This is a genomic window from Nocardia ninae NBRC 108245 (assembly GCF_007990755.1).
Lineage (GTDB): Bacteria > Actinomycetota > Actinomycetes > Mycobacteriales > Mycobacteriaceae > Nocardia > Nocardia ninae.
Map to the genome: position 1 here is coordinate 107953 of NZ_BJXA01000018.1, position 22516 is coordinate 130468.

Sequence of the window (22516 nt, forward strand, 5' to 3'; positions counted from 1 at the left end):
TCGGGCTGGTGCTCCGACTGTAAGGACGCGGGGACGTGCGTCCAAACAGATTCCTCACACCCCGCTGCGGCGCATTGTGCGCTGTGAGGCGGCGGCAATGTCGTGGTCATCGGAGGGCGGGCGCGCGTTATCTCCGGTAACAGCCCCACCTGCGTGAAAACCCGGAATCCAGCGGAAATACCGCAAGGTACGGGTGTTTCGCCGCCGTTCCGGTGATCATTCGGAAACCGTGGGTTCTCCGGCGATTTACATTTGTTAACACGTCGAGAGCCGGTATCGAGGACAGTAACTCGGGCTGGTGATCACCGCCGCGGCGTGCGTCCTTCGAGCAATCGTGCGGCACCGGCGCAGAGATTCTCGATCGCCGCGCCCACCGGTTCCACCCGGGCGACCATCCCGACGGCTTCCCCGGCATCGACCGGCGCGATCCGTGGGTCGTCCGCGGTCATCGCGGCGGCGAGGGCCCGCTTGGCTTGCTCGTCGTCGGATAGGCGCTGTTCCCGCCCGGTCCATTGATTCGCGAACTCGTTGCGCAGCACCCTGGCGGGAAACCTTGTCGGCCAAGGCCATTCCATGCCGACGTCGAAGGCCCGCGTCAGCATCGTGTCGGTGCCCTCGGCGGCGACCATCGCCCGGCGCGCGCCATCGGCCAGCAACGACTCCGAACACGCGGCCAAACAGGTACCCACCCACGCTCCGGCGGCACCCGCGGCGAGCACGCCCGCGAGACTCGCCGACGAGCCGATACCGCCCGCAGCCAGGACCGGGACCGATACCGCGCCGACCACCGCGTCCAGCAACGGCAGGGTCGCCATCTCCGGCGCACCGTGGCCGCCGCCCTCCGCGCCGCGCGCCACCACGACATCGATGCCCGCATCCTCAGCCCGACGCGCATCGTCGACGGTGTATATCTGTGTGGCCGTAAGTATTCCGGCCTCCCGTACCCGCTGCACCCAGGACAGGTCCTGACCGAAACTCACCGAGATCAACGCAGGCGCGGCCGCCATGGCGGCCGCGAGCAACTCCGGTTCCGCACCGACGACCCAATCCACCACCCCGATCCCGAATGGACCGCGCACGTCTCCCAGCTCGCGCAACTCCCGCTCCAGCGCCCGCGCCGACCCGGCGCTCCCCATCCCGATCATCCCCAGCCCGCCCGCGGCCGTCACCGCCGCCGCGAATCGTCCACCCGCCACTCCCCCCATCGGCGCGTTCACCAACGGCACCCGCAGGCCCATTCCCCGCGACCACTCCGTGGCCAACCCGTCGAACGCCCGCGCTCCATCCGCCGATGACGATTCCATTGCACCCGAGGTCATACCAACCATCGCAGCACACCTGCCGAAGAGCGGCGGCACCGGACACAAAGTTCGGCCACCACCTGCTCGCCACGGGAGCAGAGGGTGGCCGCCGTGGCACTATTCCGCGACGGCTCGCATCGCGAGATCCACACGGGCATAACAGGATATGTGATCGTACGCGTCGGTCAGGCTGAGTGCCCGCTGGGTCGGGCGGGTCGACGCTACGACGGCGAACCGGTGTAGGCGGCTGTCGGCGCGGGCGGCAGCGCGGATGAGCACGTCGACACCGGCGAAGCCGAGGAAGCCGACTTTGCTCATGTCCGCGACCACGGCCGACGCCTGTTGGCTGTCGTGCAGAGCCAGTTCCAGCAGCGGCGCGGTGGCCAGGTCCAGCTCGCCGACGATGGCGAGCACGCGGATGCCCCGCGGCGTGGTGTTGGCGCGGATTCGAAGCTGTCCCTGCGAGTATTCGCTGATACTCGCCGGTGGGTGGTAATGCGAAAGTAGCCGTCGAGACATTCGAGGCTGGCGAGGGCTTAGCTGTTTCGTCATGCGCAACGCTCCGGGTCAGCGCCGAACGGATGTGCCACCCAGCGTGATTCGGTGGCAGTCCGCGCCGGGCTCGGCCGCGTTGTCGCGAGCCGATCGAGGTGTGGGCCACCATCGGCTCGTGTCTGAACCTCCTGCAAAACTACCCGCGTCCGCGTGCGGGCACAACAGCGAACGGTGAGCATCCCCCGCTCAGCGGTTGCCCGGCACCACGATTCCGGTTTCGTAGGCCAGGACGACCAGTTGGGCGCGGTCGCGCACGGCCAGCTTGGTGAGCAGGCGTCCGACGTGAGTTTTGACGGTGGCGACGCTGAGATGGAGGGTGCTCGCGATCTCGGCGTTGGACAGCCCCGCCGCGACGTGTTCGAAAACCTGGCGTTCGCGGTCGGTCAGCGCCGCCAAGACCTCCGGCGGCGCGGCCGGTGCCACGGGTTGGCGGGCGAACGTGCTGATCATCCGGCGGGTGACGCTCGGCGTCAGCAAGGCGTCACCGTTGGCGACCACCCGGATCGCGTGCAGAAGTTCTTCGGGCGGTGAGTCTTTGAGCAGGAAGCCGCTCGCGCCGCTGCGCAGCGCCTGGAAGACGTGCTCGTCCTGATCGAAGGTGGTCACGATCAACACGTGCGGGCCCTGGGTCTCCCCCGCGGCGATATGCCGCATCGCCTCGAGACCGTCCATGATCGGCATTCGAATGTCCATCAGGACGACATCGGGTCGCAGCTGACGAGTGAGCCGCACCGCCTCGCCGCCGTTGCCCGCCTCGCCGACGACGGTGAGATCCGCGGCGGAGTCGACCAGCACCCGGAACCCCGCACGGACCAGGGCTTCGTCGTCGGCGATCAGGACCCGGATCGCGTTGCCGGATTCGTCTTCAGACATGGTCGTCCGTCTCGAGGGGGAAGCGCGCGGTGACGGCGAAGCCGCCCTCGGGTCGTGGCCCGGCGTCGAGACGGCCGCCGAACAGCGACACCCGCTCCTGCATCCCGACGAGCCCGAGACCACTGCCTTCGCTGTCTACCGGCTGTCCGGCTGGGTGCGTCACCGGTCCATCATCGGCGATGGACACGGTCAGCTCGCGCGGCGCATGCCGGATCTCGATCCGCGCGCGGTCGGTCTGCGCGTGCTTGACGACGTTCGTCAGGGCCTCCTGCACGATGCGGTAGACGGTTGTCTCCAACAAGGCTGGATAAGGGACGGGCGCACCGGCGACGTCGTACTCCACGGTCAGGCCGTTGTGGCGCAGCCCATCGACAAGCGTCGCTATCTCGGCGAGTCCCGGTTCCCCCGGCTCGTCCGGTGGCCCCGGCTCCCGGATCTGCGCCAGCACTCGCCGCAGTTCCCGCAACGCCGAGCGGCTGGCCGTCTCGATGGTGCTCAAGGCCTCCCGCGCCTCGCCCGGTTGTTGGTCGATCAGCAGGCGCGCGACCCCGGAACGGACGGCGACCATGCTCAAGGTGTGCGAGATCAGGTCGTGCACGTCGCGCGAGACCCGTAACCGCTCCTCGGCCCGGATCCGGCGCTCCTCTTCTTCGGCCTGCCGAAGTTGTTGCGCGGCAAGACTGTTCCGATAGTCGCGGCGGGTTCGCAGCATGTCACCGGCCAGCCAGGCGGGGATCGCGATGAACAGCTCGACGAAGTTCTGGTCCTGGTCGGGATGCAGCGGCGCGGCGACCATCGCGGTGATGTAGATCGCGGCAAGTGCCCCAATGGTGGCGAGCACTGACTCGCGCCGCGACCACCGGTCGGCCAGCGTGAGCACCGCGACACCGAAGGCGGGACCGGCATTGCTCACCCACGGCGTGAACCGCACGCCCAGTACCGCGGCGAGACACAGCACGACCGTCACCGCGACGAGCACCGCCAGCGGCCACCGGCGGCGGACGATCAGCGGAGCGACCAAGGCGGCACCGAGGGCGGCGATGGCGAGCGGCGACCCGTGCCCGCTGGTCGCACCGATCAGCACGGGCAGCGTGAACGCCGCGAAGCAGACCACGGCGACAGCGACGTCGACTCCGTCGGGCCCGGGATCGCTGCGGTGCAGGCGTGCGGTGAGTCGCTGATGCCACGGCGCCGGTCGGGTGTCCGGGTGCGGCAGGGAGGTAATCGCCATAGCGCTGACGTTATCCGGCGGACGCTGCGGAAACATCGCTCCGAGGTCGCCGGTTCGGGTCATCCGCAAGTCGCAGCGGGTCGGCGGCATCCGCCCACGGTGGGTACCGAGTTCGCGGCTGGCGGCTGACGACAACGTGCAGGTCAGCGGTTCAGAGTTGGGGCATGAACACTTACGACACCGAGCGCGTCGCCGACGGCCTCCGAATGCAGTTCTCGCGTCCGCTAGTCGCGATCGCCACCGCCTCCCTGGTCGCGGGCATCGTGTTCGGCGGCACGATTTACCTCAACCGTTCCCCGGAACTCGCGACGCCCGTCGACGGCACGTCCGCGTGGTTGCCACACCTCGTGCTGTTCGCGCTGGCCGCCGTCGTCGGCACCGTCATCCTGCGCCGGCGCGGCGTTGAGGCAACGATCCAGCTGTTGCCCGCTCCGGTCGGCACCACTGCGGCGCGGCGGCTCGGGAACACGCTGCGTGCGATCCCGCGTCACCCAAGCGTTCTACTGCGCGTTCTGCTCGCCGTTCCGGCCATGGTCGTGCTGGTCTACTGCCCGTTCCGGATCGGTGTGCAGGTCCTTGCCGGCCTGGACCCGAACTTCACCGTCAACGCCTGGGGCGGCCCGACCTATCTGGGTGCGATGGCCTGTCACTACCTCGATGCCGCGCTTCTGATTGCCGCCGCAGCCTATCTGTTGAACAAGCTGCTGTTGCCCGCCACGCGGCCTGGCACGCACCGGTAGCCGAGCCGTACTCAACGAACCGCACCCGGCGCTGCTCAGGATCAACGTTCGGCTGATGATCGGATTACGTCGACGGAAATAGACTCGCGGTCAGTGCCGGTGGAAGGTTTCGTCAGTGAACAGAGCAGATTCCGGTGGGAGCAGCGACGGTTCGCCCGGGCAGTCCCCGTGAGCGCGCCGCGAGTGCTGATCGTCGGCGGCGGTATCGCGGGCCTCACCCTCGCGGCGGCGTTGCGGCGCAACGGAATCGAACCGACGGTCGTGGAACGGGTCGCTAGGTACGGCGACGTCGGATATGTGATCACGCTGTGGCCGATGGGCCGACAGGTCATGGACCATCTCGAATTGAGCCGGCAGTTCGACCAGCGCACCGTGCCGATCAACACCTACTCGACGCATGTCGACGGCGGCCGCGCACTGCGAACCTTCGACTTCCGCGGGCGTCTCGGCGACGGTGTCCCGCGCGCGCTCAAACGGTCCGAACTGATCGAGTTGCTCGGATCCTATGGCGGAGGCACCGACGTCCGGATGGCACGCACCGTGGCCGCCATCGAGCAGGACGACCACCTCGTCGTCGTGACCTTCGATGACGGCGCGACCGCCGAATACGACGTGGTGGTCGGGGCCGACGGCATCGACTCGGGCATGCGCAGGCTCGTCGCGGGCGACGTGCCCATGCACCGCACCGGGTTGCGGCTGTGGACCTGGTGGACGTCGGGCGCCAGTATCGCCACGGACCAGTCGCACGAGTTCTGGGGCAAGGCACGGTATTTCGGCTACAACCCGACCACCGGGCCGGTCGGCTGCGCGGCAGCGCTCCCGGCATCGGGCGCCCCGGCGACCCCGAAGCAGCTCCGCGACCGCCTCGCCGACGTTGCGGGCCCGATGAATTGGATGATCGACGCACTCGCCGACATCGACGAGATCGGCGCCTTCGACCTCGACGATCTGCGAATGCCACATTGGCAGTTCGGCCGGGTGGTGTTGCTCGGCGACGCGGCCGCCGCCTTCCTACCGACAGCGGGCGTCGGGGCGTCGATGGCGATGGAGTCGGCTCTCGTGCTCGCCGAAGAACTCTCGAAAGTAGACGCGGCAGGGGCAGCCGATGCATTGCGGCACTATGTGCAACGCCGCCGTACCCGGGTCGACGCGGTGCAGAACCGGTCACGGTGGCTCATCCCGGTGATGCTGCGCCGCACCGGGTTCGGCACCGCGGTGCGCAACGTCCTACTGCGCGCGATGCCCGAGAACCTGGTCATCTCGGAGATCGCGCGCTGGAATCCGCAACCATGAGCTCACGGTCCGACCTCCCCCGGATAACCGAAATACCGTACGGTCGGCGCCGACTCGCCCCGGCCGATGGATTTCGCCAGCACCCGGCTCGGCCCGACCTCGACCAGCCGCGCGCACCCTAAACGAGCGAGCGTCTGGATAACGTCGGTCCAGCGCACCGGCGCGGTGAGTTGCCGCTCGGCCAGGTCGCGCCACCGCGCGGCGGTATACAGTCCCGCGTCCACATTGGCGACCACCGCCGTGCCGGTCGCACGGAATTCGACGTTGTCCAAGGCCGCACGCAGTTGCGGTGCCGCAGTTGCCATGAGCGGGGTATGAAATGCCCCGTCGACGGCGATCCGCACGACCTTCAGCCGAGACTCCCGCGCTGCCCGCGCCACCGCCTCGACGCCGTCGACCGTGCCGGACACCACGACCTGCCGCGGGCCGTTCACGTTGGCCACCCAGACCTGCGCACCTTCGGAACGCGCTGCGGCGGCGAACTCTTCGACGACCGCACCGCTCGCCCCGAGAATCGCCGCCATCGTCCCCGGCCGCTGCCCGGTGGCCGTCCGCATCGCCGCACCACGCGCGGCGACCAACCGCGCACCGGCGCGCGCCGATATCGCCCCTGCCGCCACCAACGCCGTGTACTCCCCGAGACTGTGCCCGGCGCACGCGTGCACCCGGCCGATCATGCGGTGCTCGATCAGATAGTCCATCGCCATCAAGGACATCGTGAAGATCGACAACTGCGCCGAATCGGTGCTCCGCAAACGCTGTTCGCCCGTCCGCAATACCAGCTCGGCTATGTCGTAGCCGGTCCATTCGGACACTTCACCGACGATCCGCCACTGCGCCGTATCGCGCCACCGCTCGCCCATGGCGGGCCGCTGTGCGCCCTGGCCGGGAAAGATCACCGCACAGTCGGCGGACCGGGTATCGAGCACAGCCCGAGCGTATCGAGAACTGCGGCACCGGTATTCGGTCAGACGTTGAGCTCGCCTCAGCGAACGCACGATGATCCGGGGCCGGTCACGTCGATACGCTCGCGGTAGCTCGAATCGCGAAGCCCGGTGTGCGACACCGGCCGCGGCACGGACAGCGCCTCGACGAGAGGAAACCGTGGACGAAACAGCAGTGACCACCCGCCCCGCGCCGGAGGACACCCGAGCCGCCTTGGCGGCGTTGAGCTTCGAGCAGACGGTGCCGCGCGCCCTGGTGCATCGTGCCGCGGTGAACGAGGTGTTCCTCACCGACGGTGCGGCCATCGGCAAACGCGAATGGGCCGTCGCGGCCATGCTCCCCCGCAGTCACATGCTGTTCAACGACGGCGGCAACCCCGATTATCTGGACACGATCGCGATCATGGAGGTCACCCGGCAGGTGACCGAGTATGTGGCGCACCGTTTCGTCCATGTGCCGGACAACCAGTTCCTGGTCTTCCGCGACATGCGGATCGATGTGTTCGCGCCCGAGCGGTTGCGGGCCGGGCCCGCGCCGGCGCGCGTGCTGACCATCGTCAATGCGCGCACCTCCGAGCGGCTCGCGCAGCACCCGGTGAGCATCATCGTCGACGGCCACGAGTGCGGGCGGGCCGGCGGGCGGTGGCTACCGTTGCCGCTGCACTACTACGAATACATTCGTGAGCGGGCGCGGCAGAAGACCCTGGCCCGCAGCCCGGAACCGGCGCGCCCGGTCGACCTGTCGGCGATGCTCGCACCGGAGCGCGTGGGCCGCGGACAGCCACGAAATATCCTCCTCGCCAACGGCATTGCGACCGAGGCCGGCACCATGACGTTCCTGCTCGTGGTCGACCAGGCCCATCCGGTGTTCTTCGACCATCCGATGGATCACGTTCCCGGCATGTTGATGCTCGAGGCGGCCAGACAGGCGAGCCTGGCGACGCTGTCCGAGCATCGGGGCACCGATCCGCGCCGGTGCCTGATCGCCGGCTGCGAAGTCGACTTCGGCAATTTCTGTGAACCAGATCTGGTCGCCGGCTGCCGCGCCGAGATCGTCGGCTCCGGCGATCCGGGCCCGAGTCTGCGGCATCGGGTGCGCGTCACCTTCGAACAGGCGGGAGAGTCGCTCGGCGACATCACCCTCGAGGTGCTCGACCAATCCGGCTCCGGCTGACGGGGGCGCCAGGTGAGGACACCGGAACGAATCGCGGTGGTGGGTGCCGGGGTCTCCGGTATCGCCGCCGCCCTGGCACTGCACCGTGCGGGCCGCACCGTCGAGATACTGGAACGCGCGGATCGGATCGGTGGCCGCCTCGGCTTCGCCGACCTGAACGGCGGCGAGGTGCTGCTCGGCGGCAAGAACATCGGGCGCAACTACTCGCGATTGCGGGCCATGCTCGACTCGCTCGGCGGCACCGGCTACGAGCCCTTCGGCATCAATACCTCGCGGCTGGTCGCGGGCAGGCTCGTCAGTCTGGACAGCGACAACCGGGCCGAGACGCTGCACGGCATTCTGCGCATGTGCGACTGGCGGGATCTCGGCACCCTCGACGGCCTCGCCCGTAAAGTGCGGTCGGCGGACTCGGCCCGGTTCCTCGGCTCCGATCTCGCCAGGAAGCTCGGCCGCCACGACGATCGGCCACTGTCCGAGCATTTCGGCAAGCGCACCACCGCCAACTTCTTGCGGCCGATCACGGTCCGGATGAACGGCACGGAGCCGGACGAGGCCTATTACGGCAACTTTCCCACCAATATGGGGATGCTGCTCGACAAGTTCGAGCAGCCGACGGTCGGGCTGTCCACCTTGCTGACCCGTATCACCGCGTTCGTCGAAATCCATTTCCGCACAACGGTTACTCGCATCACGCAGGGCGATGACAGCGTAGTTCTCGACCTCGCCGACGCGGCCGGTCGGCCGAGACAAGCGCGGTATGACGCCGTCGTCGTCGGCACGCCCGCCTACGCCGCAGCACCGCTACTCGCACCGCTGTCCGACCTGCTGCACTCGGTGCGGTACTTCCCGGCCACCGTCGCGGTCGTGCGATACGTGCACGACGTCTTCGCCGCCGATGTCCGCGCCATCGCACTGGACGGCCAGCCGTGCAGCAACGCAGGGAGTTACGGCAGCGAAACGAGAAACATTGTCCGATACACCTTCTCGGGCAGATACGGCCGATTGACCGATCCCACCGAAACCGAGGTCTTGGACCTGGTCAGCGACGCCGAACAACAGCTGCGCACGCACCTCGGCACCGCGCGACAGCCGAGAACAGCAGCGGCGGTGCGTCATTGGCCGCAGGCCTACTGCGGCTACCTACCGCATTACAGCGACTTCCTGGACACGCTCACCGCGGCAGCCGCCGCATTCCCCCGTATCGCCCTGGCGGGTGACTATCTACTCGGCACCTCGCTCGAGGCCTGCTGCCGCTCCGGCGAACGTGCTGCCGCAGCACTGCTTTCGGTGCCGCAGGGAGCCCTTCGGTGCGAATCCTGATCGTCGGCGGCGGGATCGCCGGGCTCACCCTCGCGGCCCGGCTGCGCCAGCGCGGGCTGCGCCCCACCGTGATCGACACCATCAGCAGTTACGGCCGCGCCGGAACGGCGATCACGCTGTGGCCGACCGGCAGTCGCGTTCTGCACGGCCTCGGTCTGTGGAACTCCTTCATCGACACCAGCGTGCCGCTGTGGCGCTATGTCGTGCACGATCGGCACGGCGAGGTCCTGCGCACCTTCGACCTGGAGCGCCTCGAGGCGCGCGACGGGTTGCCGCGCGTCACCCCGCGCGCCGAGCTGCTTGCCGTGCTCGAGTCGGCGAACGGCGGCACCCCCGTCGATCTGGAAACCGAGGTGCAGCGGATGCGCCAGATCGGGTCCACCGTGCGGGTCCGGTTCGACGACGGCAGAGAACGCGATTTCGACCTGGTCGTCGGTGCGGACGGTCTGCGCTCGCGTACCAGGGCGCAAGCCGAACTCGACACCGCCGAACATCGGTTCGGCTGGCGGCTCTGGTGGTGGTGGGCGCAGCGCGGCGTCACCCCACCGGGCGAACTACACGAAACGTGGGGGCTGCGGCGGATCATGTCCGCGTACCCGACCCAGGATCGGGTCGCCTGCTTCGTGGCGATCGCCGGGTCGTTCGGCGGCGCGAACCCCTCGGCGGGCACCGGGGAGTGGCCACCGAGCGACCCGCGCCGCACCGACGAAGGCTGGATTCTGCGCACCCTGCCCGACGCCGATCGGGTCGACTGGCTGGATCTGGTGGAAGTCACCGTCCCCCAATGGGTTCGGGGCCGGATCGTGTTGCTCGGCGATGCTGCCGCCGGGCTGGTGCCGACCACGGGGATCGGCGCGTCGCTGGCGATGGAGTCGGCTGCGGTGCTCGATGACGAACTGGTTCGCGTCGACACCGCGCACATCGACATCGCCCTCACCCGGTTCGCCCGGCGGCGCATGCCCCGTGTCGACGCCGAACAGCACCGGGCCAGGGTGGTCGGCGAGTTCATGATGCTGCAATCGCCGATCGCCCGGCACTGCCGCGACCTGGGACTGCGCTACTTCCCGACACCGGTCATCTGCCGCGAGCTCGACCGCTGGAACAACATCCCGACCTGAAACACATCAAGCCGAGGGAGCCCCCATGACAACGACGCAGCTGGACGACATCTCCGGACTCTTCCGGTGCGAGACGGTTTCGCGCACCGACGCCACCGCGCAGTTGCTCGCGCTGACCAAACAGCTGCGCGGCCGCGCCGACGAGGACGTGTACACGGTGCATCAGCACGTCGACTGCCCGCCCGAGGTGCTCTACGACTACCTGCTCGATATCCGCAGCGTCGAGGAATTCACCTACAGCATGCGCAATTTCCGGCCCGCCGGGACGGACGGCCGGTACGTGGGTGAGGACGCGACGGACCCGGCCACCAAGATTCATCTGCGCATCCATGGCAATGCCGAGGTCGGGACCGTCGACTACGAATCGGCATTCGACCAGGGCGACGATCTGTGGATGGTGTTCTGCGGCCGCGTCCTGTCCGCCCGCCGGGTGCAGAACCGCGGCGGGGCACTGGTGTCGTGGACGATCTGGCGCCATCCGTACTACGCCAAGAACCCGTACCCGCACCTGTCACCACGGCGCGGCCGCGTGTGGCCCGGGTCGTTCTGGCCACTCTTCCACGCCTGCGACGTGCTGGAACTGCGTAATATGCAACAGATTCTCGAACATCGCCTGCGGGTAGGTTCGGCACCCGTCGGCGGGCGGTGAGCCGGCATGGCCGACGGCTACGGCACCGCAGCGGAGTTCTACGATATCGCCGGTCGCCCCTACTGGAAGCCGCGAACAAGCGCGTTGACGCAGGCGTTGGCCGCTGCGGCACAAACGAATTCGCCGATCGTGGATATCGGTGCGGGCACCGGGCTCGTGGTCGAAATCGTCGGCACCGCACTCACCGAAGTATCGATCCTCGCGATCGAACCCTCGCCCGCCATGCGCGCCGCGCTCGCCAGTCGAGTACTGGCGAATCCGGCGCTTGCGCGGCGGGTGACCATCGAAGCGACCGCCCTCGCGGACACGACCCTGCCCGACCGGCTCGGTGGCGTGGTCGCGTGTGGCGTGCTCGGGTACTTCACGCCGGACGAGCGGCGACGGCTGTGGCGGTTGCTCGCCGACCGCCTCGCCCCGGACTGCTGCGCGGTGGTGGATGCCGCACCGTTTCCCGCGACCCGCGCGGTCCGGCCGATTCGGGTCGGTGTCGCGAGATTTGGTGCGCGACAGCATGAAATCTGGCTCGCCTCACGGCCGGTCGACGTCGAGGGACGGATCGAACTGACTACGACATGCCGGGTACTGCGGGACGGACAGACCATCCGGGAGTCGGTGAGCACCCAGCAGTGGTGGGCACTCGATATGCGAACGATCGCCGCCGAGGCCACCGAGGCGGGACTGCGCTGCCGCCGCGCCGGATGGGACCTCGCGACCCTGTCCGCCGACCGGACAGCGCCTCTCGATGCTCAGCGGAGCGCCGCGGCGACCTCCATCAAGCGTTGAGACAGGAGTGACCATTCGGCCGAGGAAACAGGGCCGTACCCAAGGATATCGTCGTCTCAGACGGATCGGTTCTCTCGGAACATCTTCCACCCCGGTCAGCTTCCGCAGTGCCGACGCAAGGAGTATCATGTCGAATCATATTGCGTCGGAGCCGGATTCGACCTTCTGGCACGGATTCACCAATATGCGCGGCTTCCGCAGGCGCGGCATCAGTATCGCCTCGGCCGACGGCGTGTGGGTGGTGGACACCGAAGGCAACAGGTACCTCAACGCATTCGGCGGACTGTGCAATCTGAGCCTCGGCGGCGCGCACCCGGAGATCATCGAGGCCATCCGCGAGCAGGCGGGCAAGCTGTTGTACTTCCCCATCGAGCGCGCCACCCATCAGGCCGCCGACGAGTACGCCCGCCGCCTCGCCAGGGTGACCCCGGAGGGCATGAACACCGTCTTCTACGCGACCACCGGCTCCGAGGCCAACGAAACCATCATCAAGATGATGCGCCAGTACCAGCGGCTGCGTTTCGGCGAGGACACCACGAAACTCGGGGTGATCGCCCTGGACCGGGCTTACCACGGCGTCACCTACGGCGCGCTGAGCGCCACCGGCTCCGCATTCCGCCGGTTCCGGAAACAGTTCGAGCCACTGGTGCCGGGCTTCCACCACGCGCCGACGCCGTACGCGTATCGCTGCGAATCCGGTTGCGCCGGAACGTGCTCGCTCGCGTGCGCCGATGCCGTCGAGACGATGGTCGAGCGGCTGGGTGCCGCGAACATCGCCGGCGTGCTCGTCGAACCCGCGCTCGGCGTCGGCGGTGCCATCGTGCCGACCCGCGAGTATCACGAGCGGCTGCGCGAGATCTGCGACAGCAACGACATCCTGCTCGCCTACGACGAGGTGATCACCGGTTTCGGCAGGCTCGGCGAGTGGTTCGGCGCCGACTACTTCGGCGTGCGACCGGATTTCATGGCACTGTCCAAAGGCATCAACAGCGGCTACCTGCCGTTCGGCGCCGTCGTCGTGCACGACGGTGTGTATCGCGAATTCCTCTCGGCCGTAGACGGTTTCATCGCCACCGGAAGCACGACGAACGGCAACCCGCTGTGTTGCGCGTCGGCGCTGGCCACCCTCGACATCATGGAGCGCGACGGCATCGTCGATCAGGTGCGCCAGACCGGCAAGTACCTGTTCGACAAGTTCGAGAATCTGCGTGAGCACGCGATCGTCGGCGACATTCGCGGCGCGGGACTGCTGATGGGCATCGAGCTCGTCAAGGATCGGGTGACCAAAGAGCCTATCCCGCAACAGCAATGGCAGGTGATCGAGGATCGGCTCGCGCTGAGCGGACTGATCATCGGCAGTCAGGGCGCGGAGGGTCTCGGCGGCACCATCGGCATCGTCCCGCCGCTCACCATCACCACCGAGGAGGTCGACGAGCTCTATCGACGCCTCGACGGCGTGCTCGCGCGCTATTCCCGCCTCACCGCCAAAGGCTGAACCCGTTACCGCACAGAGCAACCCACCATGTACACCGATCCGAGGAGGAACGCCGTGGGATCCATGCTGAGTTCGGAGGAACTCTCCGATATCGTCCGGAGCGCGGTCGCGCTGGCACTCGCCGTCGAACCGGACGACGTGACATCGGACAAATTGCTGATCCCGGAGCTCGGCGCGGAGTCGATCGACTTCCTGGACATCACGTTTCGGCTCGAGCAATTCCTGCCCATCTCCGTACCGCGCGACGACCTCAACGAACAGGCCGAGGACGTGTTCGGCGCGGGCGCCGCGGTCGACACGCTGCGCAGGCTGACACCGTTGGGCGCCTACCTGGTCCGGGAACGGCTGCTCGGCGTCGACCTGAGCAAGGTCGAGCCCGGGATGCGGGTCGAGGACGTCGCCGCGCTCTGGACCGTGCGGACCTGGAGTGGGCTGTGCCAGCGGCTACTCGACACCATCCCGGAAAAGTGCCAGGTCTGTGGCGGCGGCCGAACCTTCGTGCGCAATGCGGACGGCGAGTTCCACGCCGAATGCGACAGTTGCGCAACCGAACTCACCGCGACACCCGGAGACGAACTGAACCAGCAGTGGTTCGAGGAGATCCGGGAACTCGACGAGGTCGCGCGACTGGTCGAGCAGAGCCGCGCGCAAGCGGCGGAAGCGGAAGCCGCGACCGTCCAGGCGAGCGCACCAGCACCGGCCAGCGCCGTCGCGGAGTGACCGATGTTCGGCGAGGCGCGGACGCGACGGGTGGTCATCACCGCGGCGGAGATGGTGACGCCGCTCGGCTGGGATGCCGAGACGACCTTCCGCGGCTTCGTCGACGGTCGCTCCGGAGTTCGCACCATCGCCCGATTCGACGCTTCCGGCCTCGGCTCCCAGGTCGGGGCGGCGGTCGATGACGGGTTTCTCGCCGCAGCCGAGTCGGCCGGCTATCTGACCGGTGCCGAGGAGTTGTCGAGAACGGCACCGCGTGCGGTACAGCTCGGGCTGGCCGCGGGCACCGCCGCGAAACACCGGGCGGGGCTTACCGATACGCCCGCCGAGCGGTTCGGGGTGTGCGTCGGGACGTCCGGTCAGATGTACGACATCGACGCACTGGACGGCTTGCTGCGCAGCAGGGAATTCACGTCCGGCACCACGGATCCCGGGCGGGAGTTCATCGGCCTGCTGGCCGCGCAACGCCACAGCATGCGCAAGAACGCAGCGGCCGCCGCGCTGGCGCATGTCTGCGGCGCGGCCGGGCCGACCATGACGGTGTCGGCGACCTGCGCTTCGGGTACCCAGGCGATCGGCGAGGCCACGCTCTGGATCAGGGAGGGCGACGCCGACGCGGTGCTGGCGGGTGGCTGCGATTCGCTGCTCACCTTCCTCGGTATCTCGTCGTTCGATCTGCTCACCGCGCTGGCTACCCGGTTCAACCACCAGCCTGCCGCGGCAAGCAGGCCGTTCGACCGCAGGCGATGCGGCTTCGTGATGGGCGAGGGCGCCGCCTTCGTGATGCTGGAGGAGCTCGAGCACGCGCTGCGGCGCGGCGCCGAACCGCTGGCCGAGGTGGCGGGGTACGGCGCGTCCTGCGATGCCTACCGCATCACCGACAGCCCGCCGCACGGTGAGGGCGCCGTACTGGCGATGTCGGGCGCCCTCATCGACGGAGCACTCCGGGCCGAGGACATCGACTACATCAGCGCGCACGGCACCTCGACACTGATCAACGATCGCGCCGAAACCCGGGCCGTGCACAAGGTTTTCGGCGACCGGGCCACCTCGATTCCGATCAGCTCGCAGAAGTCGATGATCGGTCACTCGATCGCCGCCGCGGGCGCCATCGAATGCGTCACCTGCCTGCACGTGCTCCGTACCGGGCTGGTGCCGCCGACCATTAACTACGAATTCCCGGACCCGGACTGCGATCTGGACTATGTGCCGAATACCAGTCGCGCGCAGCAGGTTCGGGTCGCGATGAGCAACTCGTTCGGGTTCGGCGGACAGAACGCGAGCATCGTGCTGCGACAGTGGCCCGGCCGAGCGGACGGCAACGGTCATGGGTGAACGCGTGGTGGTCACCGGGGTCGGTGCGGTGTCGGCGCTCGGCAACGAGCCGCGCACCCAGTGGAACGCACTGCTACGCGGTGCATCCGGCGTCGGCGCGCTGCACGGTCTCGCCGAGGACATCAACCTGGCCGAGAGCGCCGCCCGGCCGCTCGCCGCCGGGCGGGTGCACGGGATCGACCCGCGCGACTGGATCAGCGATCGCAAGGCCGCCCGCGCCATGCGGCTGCACACGCACATGGCCTTCGCCGCGACCGGGCAGGCCATGACGTCGGCGAAGATCCATCGGGGCAACGTGGATGCCGACGCGACCGGAATCACGCTCGGGATCGCCATGATCGACTACGACATCGCAGACCTGGAGCTCGCCGCGCGGCGCTCGCTGCACGATCCGATCGGCTTCGACATCGAACGGTTCTGCCGGACCGGCTGGCGCGCCATCTCCCCCATGGTCTCGATCGTGATGCTCAACAATGCCACGCTCTGCCAGATCGCCATGCAGTACGGACTGCACGGGCCGAACGCCTCGTTCAGCCCGTTCGGCGAGGCGGGCGGTCAGGCCATCGGTGCGGCGCTGCGCATGCTGCAAGAAGGCGACGCCCAGGTCATGCTCGCAGGCGGGGTCAGCCCACGCTTGAATCTCTCAGCCCTGCAACGCTTTCTCTACCTCGGCGTCGTCGCGGAGACCGCCGATCCGGCCGCCGGATCGTGCAAGCCGTTCGATCGGGACCGCACCGGTACCGTGCCCGGCGAGGGCGCCGCCGTGCTGGTGCTGGAGACGCTGACGCACGCCAGGGACCGGGGTGCGCACATTCTCGCCGAGGTGCTCGGCCATGGTGCTGCTGTGGGCGTGCCGCCAGGCGGAGAACCACACCCACCCCGCCAGGCCATCGAACAGTCGCTCGCCACCGCACTCGACGATGCCGAGTTGACGCCGGACCGGCTCGCCGCTGTGTACGCCGACGCGCCAGGACTTCCGTCCGGCGATGCGGTGGAGGCGGCCGCGATCAGCGCGGTACTCGGCAGGCACGCCGCTGATATCCCCGTCACCTCCACCAAGGGAGCCACCGGCCATCTGCTGGCCGCCGCACTGCCGCTGCACAGCGTCTTCGCGGTGCACAGCCTGGTCGAACGGTATCTGCCCGCGATCACCAATCTTCGTCATCCCGAACCGGATTCGGGCCTCGACCTGGTATGCGGCCGCCCGCGCCGAATCAGTACCGGCGATGCCATCGCGTGTCTCGGCGCCGGGTTCCGCGGACAGAGCGAGTGCGTCGTCTTCGGTGCGTTCGAGGCGAAGGGGGCCTGATGCGATTCCTGCTCTACGACCGCGTGCTCGAGGCGACCAAAGGCGAATCCATGATCGCGGTCAAACATGTGTCGCTCACCGAGGACCATCTAGGCGACGGCTATGCGGGCCGCAGGGTGCTCAGCGGTTCACTGCTGCTCGAGTCGATGGCCCAGGTCGCGGGCTGGCTGGTCCATTTCAGCGCCGACTTCACCGTGTCGGCCTTTTGTGCCTCATCGATCGGGCCGAGATCGTCGGCGAGCTGCCGCCGGGGCGCGCGATGCGGGTCGAGGCCCGCATGCTCGGCCTGAGTAAACGCTGGGCGCAGCTAAGCTGCACCGCATACGACGAGGGCGTGCTCGTGGCGCGGATCGCACGACTGAACTACGTGTTGCAGGACATCCACGACCCGGCCGAGGTGGCGGCCGAAGAAAACCGGTTCCGGTACTACTCCGGTTGGCCGCTCGACCGGATTCGTGCGGTACCGACCGAGCCGGTGACCCCGTGAACCGGGTGGTGGTGACCGGGCTCGGCGCGGTGACTCCGATCGGGCTCGGCTACCGCCGATTCTGGGAGAACCTGGTCGCGGGCACCTCGGGTGAGGCACCGATCACACTGTTCGACGCGTCCGCGCTGCCGACCCGAATTGCCGCCGAGGTCAGCGATTTCGAGGTCCACGACTACTGGGACGGCCCCTTCCCCGTCGAACTGCGCGCCGACCGGCAGGCCCGCTTCGCCCTCGCGGCCTGCGCCATGGCACTGGCCGACAGCGGCCTGACCCAGGCGGGCGGACCGCCGGCGGCACGCTCCGCCGACCGGGTCGGCCTGGTGATCGGCGCGGGACTCGGCCTCGTCCGAATGGCCGACATCGCCGGACATCTCGACGACGACGGCCGGTTCCGGCTGCCCACTCCCCTGGCCGACCGGTCGACGATAGATCCGGTATCGCTGATCCGTGATCCCCAGGATTTGGTGATCGGGCTGCTGGCCGAGCGCCTCGGCATCACCGGGCCGACCACGGTGATCACCTCGGCCTGCGCGGCGGGCGCGCACGCCATCGGAACCGCGTTCCGGCTGCTCCGGCGTGGCGGTCTCGACGTAGTGCTCTGCGGCGCAATGGATTCCATGATCAACCCGCTCGGCATGGCCGGTCTCGTCGCGCTCGGCGCACCGTCCACCGACAACCTGCCGGGCCGGACCGGTAGGCCTTTCGACGCCACCCGAACAGGTTTCGTGGTCGGCGAGGGGGCGGGCATGGTTGTGCTGGAGACCGAGGCGCACGCCCGCCGCCGGTCGGCGCCGTGGTACGCGGAGGTCGCCGGCTTCGGCCGATCCCTCGACGCGCACCGGTTCACCGAACCGCACCCCGACGGCGCAGGCGCCGCACTGGCGATGCGCGCGGCCCTGGCCGACGCACAGGTCCGCCCGGGCCAGGTCGGGCTGGTCAACGCGCACGGCACCGCGACCGTCCTCAACGATCGGGTGGAAACCATCGCGATCAAACAGGTATTCGGCAGCGCTGCAACACAACTCGCGGTCACCGCGAACAAATCGATGACCGGACACCTCATAGCCGCTTGCGGTGCCGTGGAGTTCATCAGCACCGTACTGAGCGTGCGCACCGCCACCGTGCCGCCCACGGTGAACTATCGCCATCGCGACGCCGAATGCGACCTCGACTATGTGCCGGGAACGGCGCGGCGGCTGCCGGTGGAAGTCGCACTGACCAATTCGTTCGGCCTCGGCGGACAGAACGGCAGCCTGGTGGTGCGCCGGGCCGACGACGACTCGATGGCACCAGTCTGAGGATGGGATCGGCGCATATGCACGTGTTGTTCGTGAACCCCGACGTCCGGGACAAGAGCGTGATCTACGGCAACCGCATGCTCAATCCGGTTCCGGTCAACCTCGGCTACCGCGCGGCCATGACCGCGGCCGAGCACCAGGTGACGGTGGTCGACGAGAATGCCACGCCCATCACCGATTTCGCCGCTTTTGCCGATGTCGACCTGGTGGCCGTCACGTCGAAGTTCTTCGGTGAACGCCGGACCGCCGAATTGGCGCACGGTTTCGGCGAACTGGGCACGCCGGTCGTCATCGATGGTTACTTCCCCAGCTACGCCCCCGAGGCGGAGCAGATCGGCGCCTCCTCGATCATCCGCGGCGAGGTCGAGCAGGTGTGGCCGCAGGTGCTCGAGGACGCGGTCCGCGGCCGGCTGCGGCCCTGCTATCTCGGCGGGCCCGTCGATCTGGCGACGCTGCCGCAGTACGGTCCCGAGCACCTGCCGCCGCACGACTACGTTTTCCCGGTCGAGGCCACCAGGGGGTGTCCGTTCTCGTGCAACTTCTGCATCGAGACCCGGTTCCATCACGAGGTGTTCCGCACCCGGCCGATCGACCGGGTGCTCGCCCAGATCGAGGCGCGCACCGGCGATTTCGTGCAGTTCTCCGATATCAACATCGTCGGTAACCCGCGCTACGCGCGCACACTGTTCACCGAGCTGGAACCGCTGCGGGTGCTGTGGGGCAGCCAGGCGACGATCACCATCGCGCAGCGCGAGTCCTTGGCGCAGGCGGCCGGGCGCGCGGGCTGCATGCTCGTGTTCATCGGCCTGGAATCGGTGCGGCCGGAGAATCTGATCTCCTCGGACAAGAGCTGGAGCAGGCCGACCGACTACCGCAAGCTCATCGCTCGCCTGCACGATGCGGGGATCGGCGTGATCGGCTCGTTCGTGTTCGGTTTCGCGGGCGACACACCGGATGTGTTCGAACGGACCCTGGAGTTCGTTGTCGAGAACGAGATCGAGATCTGCCATTTCAACCCGCTGGGCAGCGGGCCGGGAGTGCCGCTGTACCAGGAACATCAGCGCGAAGGACGCATGATCGACCCCGGCCCCGACGGGCCCTCGCACCTGCGCGCGTCCGTCGCGCCGGTCGCAATGACCGTGGGACAACTCGTCGACGGCCTCGAATACCTTTACACCACTACCTATTCCCGTGCGGTGACCCGCCAGCGGTTGCGTCGCTACGTCGGCGCCGACCCGCTACCCGGCCCGCAGTCCGCAGCGAAGAAGCGGGCCGTCATCGGACTCAACTTGGCTTACCGACAAGCCGTGGAACGCCTTTACGGGTCGCCTGTCGGCGCGGGTAGGTCCGCTGCCGCCCGCGACCTGGAGCAACGGCCATGACGACCATCCCGGCATCCGTTCTGCTGCCCGCGATCTCGGGCGCGGCAGCGATGTCGGTCGGCATCGATATCGCCGCGGTCGCCAGGGTGCGCGCGCTGCTCGCCACGGGAACCACGTTCGCCGAACGGGTGTTCCGGCCCGCAGAGATTGCCTACTGCGCCGCATTCCGGGACCCCGCACCACATTTCGCCGCGAGGTTCAGTGCCAAGGAAGCGACGCTGAAGGCGTTGCACGTCGGCCTCGGCCTGCCACCGGCGACCAGGCGGCTGCGCGATATCGAGGTCTGCCGGTCGACCGGCGCACCACGGTTGCTGCTGCACAACCGCCTGATGACGCGCGCACGGCGGCTCGGCATCACCGGTGCCGCACTGTCATTGAGTCACGACGGCGACTATGCCATCGCCTACGTGCTGCTTACCGGATTCGAAGGGGCGCACAGATGAACCGACTCGGTGATTCCGTGGCCGTGGTGACCGGGGCGGCGGGCGTCTTCGGGACGGCCATCGCCATCCGGTACGCCGAGGAAGGCGCGGCGCTCGTGCTCACCGATCTCGACGAAACCCGGCTGCGGGTGACCGTGAAGGCGGTCGAGGCCGTTGCCGCCGTGCCGGTTACCGCGTTCGCCGCCGACCTGACCGAACCCGCCGAGGTCGGCACGCTGTTCGAGCATGCCGACAACGCGTACGGCCGCATCGACGTGCTGATCAACAATGCGGGCAGCGCACTGCGCTCACCGCTGGTCTTCCACACCGACGCCGACTGGCACCGGATGCTCCGGGTCAATCTCGACTCCGTCTTCTACTGCACCAGGCAGGCGGTGCGCCGGATGCTGCCGCGCCGCACCGGCCGGATCATCAATGTCTCTTCGGCCCTCGGATTGACCGGCGGCGCCGACGAAGTCGCCTACGCGACGGCGAAGGCGGCGGTGATCGGCTTCACCCGCAGCGTCGCGCAAGAGGTCGGCCGGCGCGGCATCTGCGTCAATGCGATCTGCCCGACACTGGCCGAAAGCGGCGTCAGCCGGGAGTACTTCGGCGGATTCGAGGTCGATATCCGCGCGGTCGCCGGCTATCTCGCCCGGCGCGCGGCGATGCCGCGACCGATATCGCCGGACGATGTCGCCGACATGGCGGTCTTTCGCGGCGCACGAGAGAGTGCGTACCTCAATGGGCAGGCCATCTTGGTCGGCGGAGTGGGATAGGAGTATCCGTGCGGTTCCTCATGGTCGACGCGATCACCGAATTGGACGACGGACGCCGCGCCGTCGGCGTGAAGAACGCCGCGATGAGCGAGGACTACTTCGCCGATCACTTTCCCCAGCAACCGATTCTGCCCGGCGTGCTGGTGCTGGAGGCGATGACGCAGTTGGCGCGCTGGCTGGTGATCACCGGCAGCGGCTTCCGCACGACCGTCGTGCTGAGCGCGGTGCAGCACAGCAAGTTCATCGACTTCGCCGTGCCGGGCGATCGGCTGACCGTCGAGGTGGACTACCTCGACGGCGGTGGACCGGCCGTCCAGGCAAGAGAACTCGATTTTCGCGGCACCGCGCAGGCGCACGGGCGCAAGATCGCCACCGCGACCTTTCGCTGCCGCAGCTACCCCCTCGCGGAGTTCGAGGATCCCGAAAGTACCCGTCGGCATTACCAAGTGCTGCGGTTGAACGGTTCGAAGGTGAGCGGGAAATGAAGCGCCGCGTCGTTGTCGTCGGCGCGGGGATACTGTCCTGCCTCGGCGCCGACTATCGCGCGCAGTGGCGGCGAATTCTGGCCGCCGAAACCGGATTACGGCGGCGTGACAGCGACAGTGCGGCGGACCTCGGCTATTTCGGCGCTGTCGACGACGCCGTGCATCCCGTCGGTCCCGCCGACCGCAAGCATCTCAAGCGACTGACCAGGGCCTCCCGGCTCGGCGTGTTCGCGGCCGACCTGGCGGTCGCCGACGCGGGCCCCGTCTTCCGTGCCGCGGCGGCACCGCGACGCGGAATCTACATCGGCTCCAACGAGAACGAGGACGAGCAGAACTATCTCGAGCGGTTCACCCCAGTTCTGGCCACCGCACGCAGAACTGACGGCACCCTCGACTACGCGCAACTCGGCCATGCGGCGCTGCGCCGGGCGAAACCCGACTTCCTGCTGTCCGGGCTGCCCAACGCGGCGCTGTGCCAGATCACCATCCGGCACGAGATCTGCGGCGCCAACAGCACATTGGTCGATGGCTCGGCCATGGGGCTGTGCGCGGTCGGCCGGGCCTTTCGCGCGGTGCGCGACGGGCGCGTGGACGTGGCCGTCTGCGGCGGAACCGATGCGGGTGCCGACGAATTCGCGCGCCTGGCATTGCGCGAATTCGGGTTGACCTCCGCCTGCGCGAACGGAGTGCGCTCCGTCCGGCCCTACGACCGGTTCCGCGACGGATACATCTGTGCCGAGGGGGCCGCCGCGCTCGTCCTGGCCGAACTCGAGCTGGCCCGGGCCAACGACGCGCACGTGCTGGCCGAGGTCGTCGGTTTCGGGGC

23 protein-coding genes are annotated in these 22516 nt (G+C 68.4%); 18 read left to right on the top strand and 5 right to left on the bottom strand.

The features are described from left to right. Positions 1-302 precede the first annotated feature (302 nt). The 4 genes from NN4_RS16065 to NN4_RS16080 all read right to left on the bottom strand — a co-directional run bounded on the left by NN4_RS16065 (position 303) and on the right by NN4_RS16080 (position 3960). Complete coding sequence (locus tag NN4_RS16065; RefSeq protein WP_246180905.1) at positions 303-1319, bottom strand: NAD(P)H-dependent flavin oxidoreductase; 1017 nt, start codon at positions 1317-1319, stop codon at positions 303-305. 99 nt (positions 1320-1418) lie between these two features. Next, entirely contained in the window at positions 1419-1820 is a 402-nt protein-coding gene (locus tag NN4_RS16070) for an STAS domain-containing protein (RefSeq protein ID WP_186818454.1), read from the bottom strand. 222 nt (positions 1821-2042) lie between these two features. Next, positions 2043-2729 (bottom strand): response regulator, encoded by a 687-nt coding sequence (locus tag NN4_RS16075; RefSeq protein ID WP_147131407.1) that lies wholly within the window; start codon positions 2727-2729, stop codon positions 2043-2045. Beyond that, the gene (locus NN4_RS16080; RefSeq protein WP_186818455.1) at positions 2722-3960 is read right to left on the bottom strand and encodes a sensor histidine kinase; all 1239 of its coding nucleotides are present in this window, start codon (positions 3958-3960) and stop codon (positions 2722-2724) included. Before NN4_RS16080 ends, NN4_RS16075 begins: the two co-directional genes overlap by 8 nt. Positions 3961-4124: 164 nt before the next feature. Here NN4_RS16080 and NN4_RS16085 point away from each other — a divergent pair, with 164 nt between their 5' ends. Together NN4_RS16085 and NN4_RS16090 are read left to right on the top strand one after the other, a co-directional pair. Beyond that, the gene (locus NN4_RS16085) at positions 4125-4700 is read left to right on the top strand and encodes a hypothetical protein (RefSeq protein ID WP_222595076.1); all 576 of its coding nucleotides are present in this window, start codon (positions 4125-4127) and stop codon (positions 4698-4700) included. Positions 4701-4868: 168 nt separating this feature from the next. Then, the gene (locus NN4_RS16090; protein ID WP_186818456.1) at positions 4869-5993 is read left to right on the top strand and encodes an FAD-dependent oxidoreductase; all 1125 of its coding nucleotides are present in this window, start codon (positions 4869-4871) and stop codon (positions 5991-5993) included. A 2-nt stretch (positions 5994-5995) separates the two neighbouring features. On the opposite strand, the gene NN4_RS16095 is transcribed toward NN4_RS16090, so the two are convergent. Then, positions 5996-6922 (bottom strand): ACP S-malonyltransferase, encoded by a 927-nt coding sequence (locus NN4_RS16095; RefSeq protein WP_186818457.1) that lies wholly within the window; start codon positions 6920-6922, stop codon positions 5996-5998. A gap of 175 nt (positions 6923-7097) precedes the next feature. Between NN4_RS16095 and NN4_RS16100 the strand changes: the two genes are divergently transcribed. The 16 genes from NN4_RS16100 to NN4_RS16180 all read left to right on the top strand — a co-directional run. Next, positions 7098-8111: an AfsA-related hotdog domain-containing protein gene (locus tag NN4_RS16100; protein WP_186818458.1), complete on the top strand. Its 1014-nt coding sequence runs from the start codon at positions 7098-7100 to the stop codon at positions 8109-8111. A gap of 12 nt (positions 8112-8123) precedes the next feature. Beyond that, positions 8124-9431, top strand: coding sequence for an FAD-dependent oxidoreductase (locus tag NN4_RS16105; protein ID WP_147131424.1), 1308 nt, complete (start codon positions 8124-8126; stop codon positions 9429-9431). After that, positions 9419-10549 carry an FAD-dependent oxidoreductase gene (locus NN4_RS16110; RefSeq protein ID WP_186818459.1) on the top strand — a complete coding sequence of 377 codons (1131 nt, stop codon included), beginning with the start codon at positions 9419-9421 and terminating at the stop codon, positions 10547-10549. Before NN4_RS16105 ends, NN4_RS16110 begins: the two co-directional genes overlap by 13 nt. A 25-nt stretch (positions 10550-10574) precedes the next feature. Beyond that, positions 10575-11198 (top strand): SRPBCC family protein, encoded by a 624-nt coding sequence (locus tag NN4_RS16115; RefSeq protein WP_147131430.1) that lies wholly within the window; start codon positions 10575-10577, stop codon positions 11196-11198. A gap of 6 nt (positions 11199-11204) precedes the next feature. Continuing rightward, positions 11205-11981 (top strand): class I SAM-dependent methyltransferase, encoded by a 777-nt coding sequence (locus NN4_RS16120; protein WP_147131433.1) that lies wholly within the window; start codon positions 11205-11207, stop codon positions 11979-11981. Between the two features lie 127 nt (positions 11982-12108). After that, positions 12109-13476, top strand: a complete 1368-nt coding sequence (locus NN4_RS16125) for an aminotransferase family protein (protein ID WP_186818460.1) — start codon at positions 12109-12111, stop codon at positions 13474-13476. 63 nt (positions 13477-13539) lie between these two features. Further along, positions 13540-14196: an acyl carrier protein gene (locus tag NN4_RS16130; RefSeq protein WP_246180906.1), complete on the top strand. Its 657-nt coding sequence runs from the start codon at positions 13540-13542 to the stop codon at positions 14194-14196. A gap of 3 nt (positions 14197-14199) precedes the next feature. Next, on the top strand, positions 14200-15528 hold the full coding sequence (locus NN4_RS16135) for a beta-ketoacyl-[acyl-carrier-protein] synthase family protein (RefSeq protein ID WP_147131443.1): 1329 nt from the start codon (positions 14200-14202) through the stop codon (positions 15526-15528). Beyond that, the gene (locus tag NN4_RS16140) at positions 15521-16837 is read left to right on the top strand and encodes a beta-ketoacyl-[acyl-carrier-protein] synthase family protein (RefSeq protein WP_147131445.1); all 1317 of its coding nucleotides are present in this window, start codon (positions 15521-15523) and stop codon (positions 16835-16837) included. Before NN4_RS16135 ends, NN4_RS16140 begins: the two co-directional genes overlap by 8 nt. Positions 16838-17042: 205 nt before the next feature. Next, a complete protein-coding gene (locus NN4_RS16150; RefSeq protein WP_186818464.1) occupies positions 17043-17324 on the top strand; it encodes a hypothetical protein in 282 nt (93 codons plus the stop codon). Then, on the top strand, positions 17321-18622 hold the full coding sequence (locus tag NN4_RS16155) for a beta-ketoacyl-[acyl-carrier-protein] synthase family protein (protein WP_147131453.1): 1302 nt from the start codon (positions 17321-17323) through the stop codon (positions 18620-18622). The genes NN4_RS16150 and NN4_RS16155 overlap by 4 nt, the downstream gene beginning before the upstream one ends. Before the next feature lie 2 nt (positions 18623-18624). Next, positions 18625-20004 (top strand): B12-binding domain-containing radical SAM protein, encoded by a 1380-nt coding sequence (locus NN4_RS16160; RefSeq protein WP_222595077.1) that lies wholly within the window; start codon positions 18625-18627, stop codon positions 20002-20004. Continuing rightward, positions 20001-20447, top strand: a complete 447-nt coding sequence (gene acpS / locus NN4_RS16165) for a holo-ACP synthase (RefSeq protein ID WP_147131460.1) — start codon at positions 20001-20003, stop codon at positions 20445-20447. The genes NN4_RS16160 and acpS overlap by 4 nt, the downstream gene beginning before the upstream one ends. Then, positions 20444-21205 carry an SDR family NAD(P)-dependent oxidoreductase gene (locus tag NN4_RS16170; protein ID WP_147131463.1) on the top strand — a complete coding sequence of 254 codons (762 nt, stop codon included), beginning with the start codon at positions 20444-20446 and terminating at the stop codon, positions 21203-21205. The genes acpS and NN4_RS16170 overlap by 4 nt, the downstream gene beginning before the upstream one ends. An 8-nt stretch (positions 21206-21213) precedes the next feature. Further along, positions 21214-21690: a 3-hydroxyacyl-ACP dehydratase FabZ family protein gene (locus NN4_RS16175; protein WP_147131466.1), complete on the top strand. Its 477-nt coding sequence runs from the start codon at positions 21214-21216 to the stop codon at positions 21688-21690. Further along, positions 21687-22516: beta-ketoacyl synthase N-terminal-like domain-containing protein (locus tag NN4_RS16180; RefSeq protein WP_281289354.1), on the top strand; the 830-nt coding region annotated here is incomplete at its 3' end. The genes NN4_RS16175 and NN4_RS16180, both read left to right, overlap by 4 nt.

Bases quoted from the DNA above. Each gene is read 5' to 3' on its own strand.
- NN4_RS16115 (WP_147131430.1), top strand. From the start codon at position 10,575: ATGACAACGACGCAGCTGGACGACATCTCCGGACTCTTCCGGTGCGAG.
- NN4_RS16135 (WP_147131443.1), top strand. From the start codon at position 14,200: ATGTTCGGCGAGGCGCGGACGCGACGGGTGGTCATCACCGCGGCGGAG.
- NN4_RS16140 (WP_147131445.1), top strand. From the start codon at position 15,521: ATGGGTGAACGCGTGGTGGTCACCGGGGTCGGTGCGGTGTCGGCGCTC.
- NN4_RS16120 (WP_147131433.1), top strand. From the start codon at position 11,205: ATGGCCGACGGCTACGGCACCGCAGCGGAGTTCTACGATATCGCCGGT.
- NN4_RS16160 (WP_222595077.1), top strand. From the start codon at position 18,625: ATGGGATCGGCGCATATGCACGTGTTGTTCGTGAACCCCGACGTCCGG.
- NN4_RS16070 (WP_186818454.1), bottom strand. From the start codon at position 1,820: ATGTCTCGACGGCTACTTTCGCATTACCACCCACCGGCGAGTATCAGC.
- NN4_RS16125 (WP_186818460.1), top strand. From the start codon at position 12,109: ATGTCGAATCATATTGCGTCGGAGCCGGATTCGACCTTCTGGCACGGA.
- NN4_RS16085 (WP_222595076.1), top strand. From the start codon at position 4,125: ATGAACACTTACGACACCGAGCGCGTCGCCGACGGCCTCCGAATGCAG.
- acpS (WP_147131460.1), top strand. From the start codon at position 20,001: ATGACGACCATCCCGGCATCCGTTCTGCTGCCCGCGATCTCGGGCGCG.
- NN4_RS16075 (WP_147131407.1), bottom strand. From the start codon at position 2,729: ATGTCTGAAGACGAATCCGGCAACGCGATCCGGGTCCTGATCGCCGAC.
- NN4_RS16080 (WP_186818455.1), bottom strand. From the start codon at position 3,960: ATGGCGATTACCTCCCTGCCGCACCCGGACACCCGACCGGCGCCGTGG.
- NN4_RS16065 (WP_246180905.1), bottom strand. From the start codon at position 1,319: ATGACCTCGGGTGCAATGGAATCGTCATCGGCGGATGGAGCGCGGGCG.
- NN4_RS16130 (WP_246180906.1), top strand. From the start codon at position 13,540: ATGCTGAGTTCGGAGGAACTCTCCGATATCGTCCGGAGCGCGGTCGCG.
- NN4_RS16170 (WP_147131463.1), top strand. From the start codon at position 20,444: ATGAACCGACTCGGTGATTCCGTGGCCGTGGTGACCGGGGCGGCGGGC.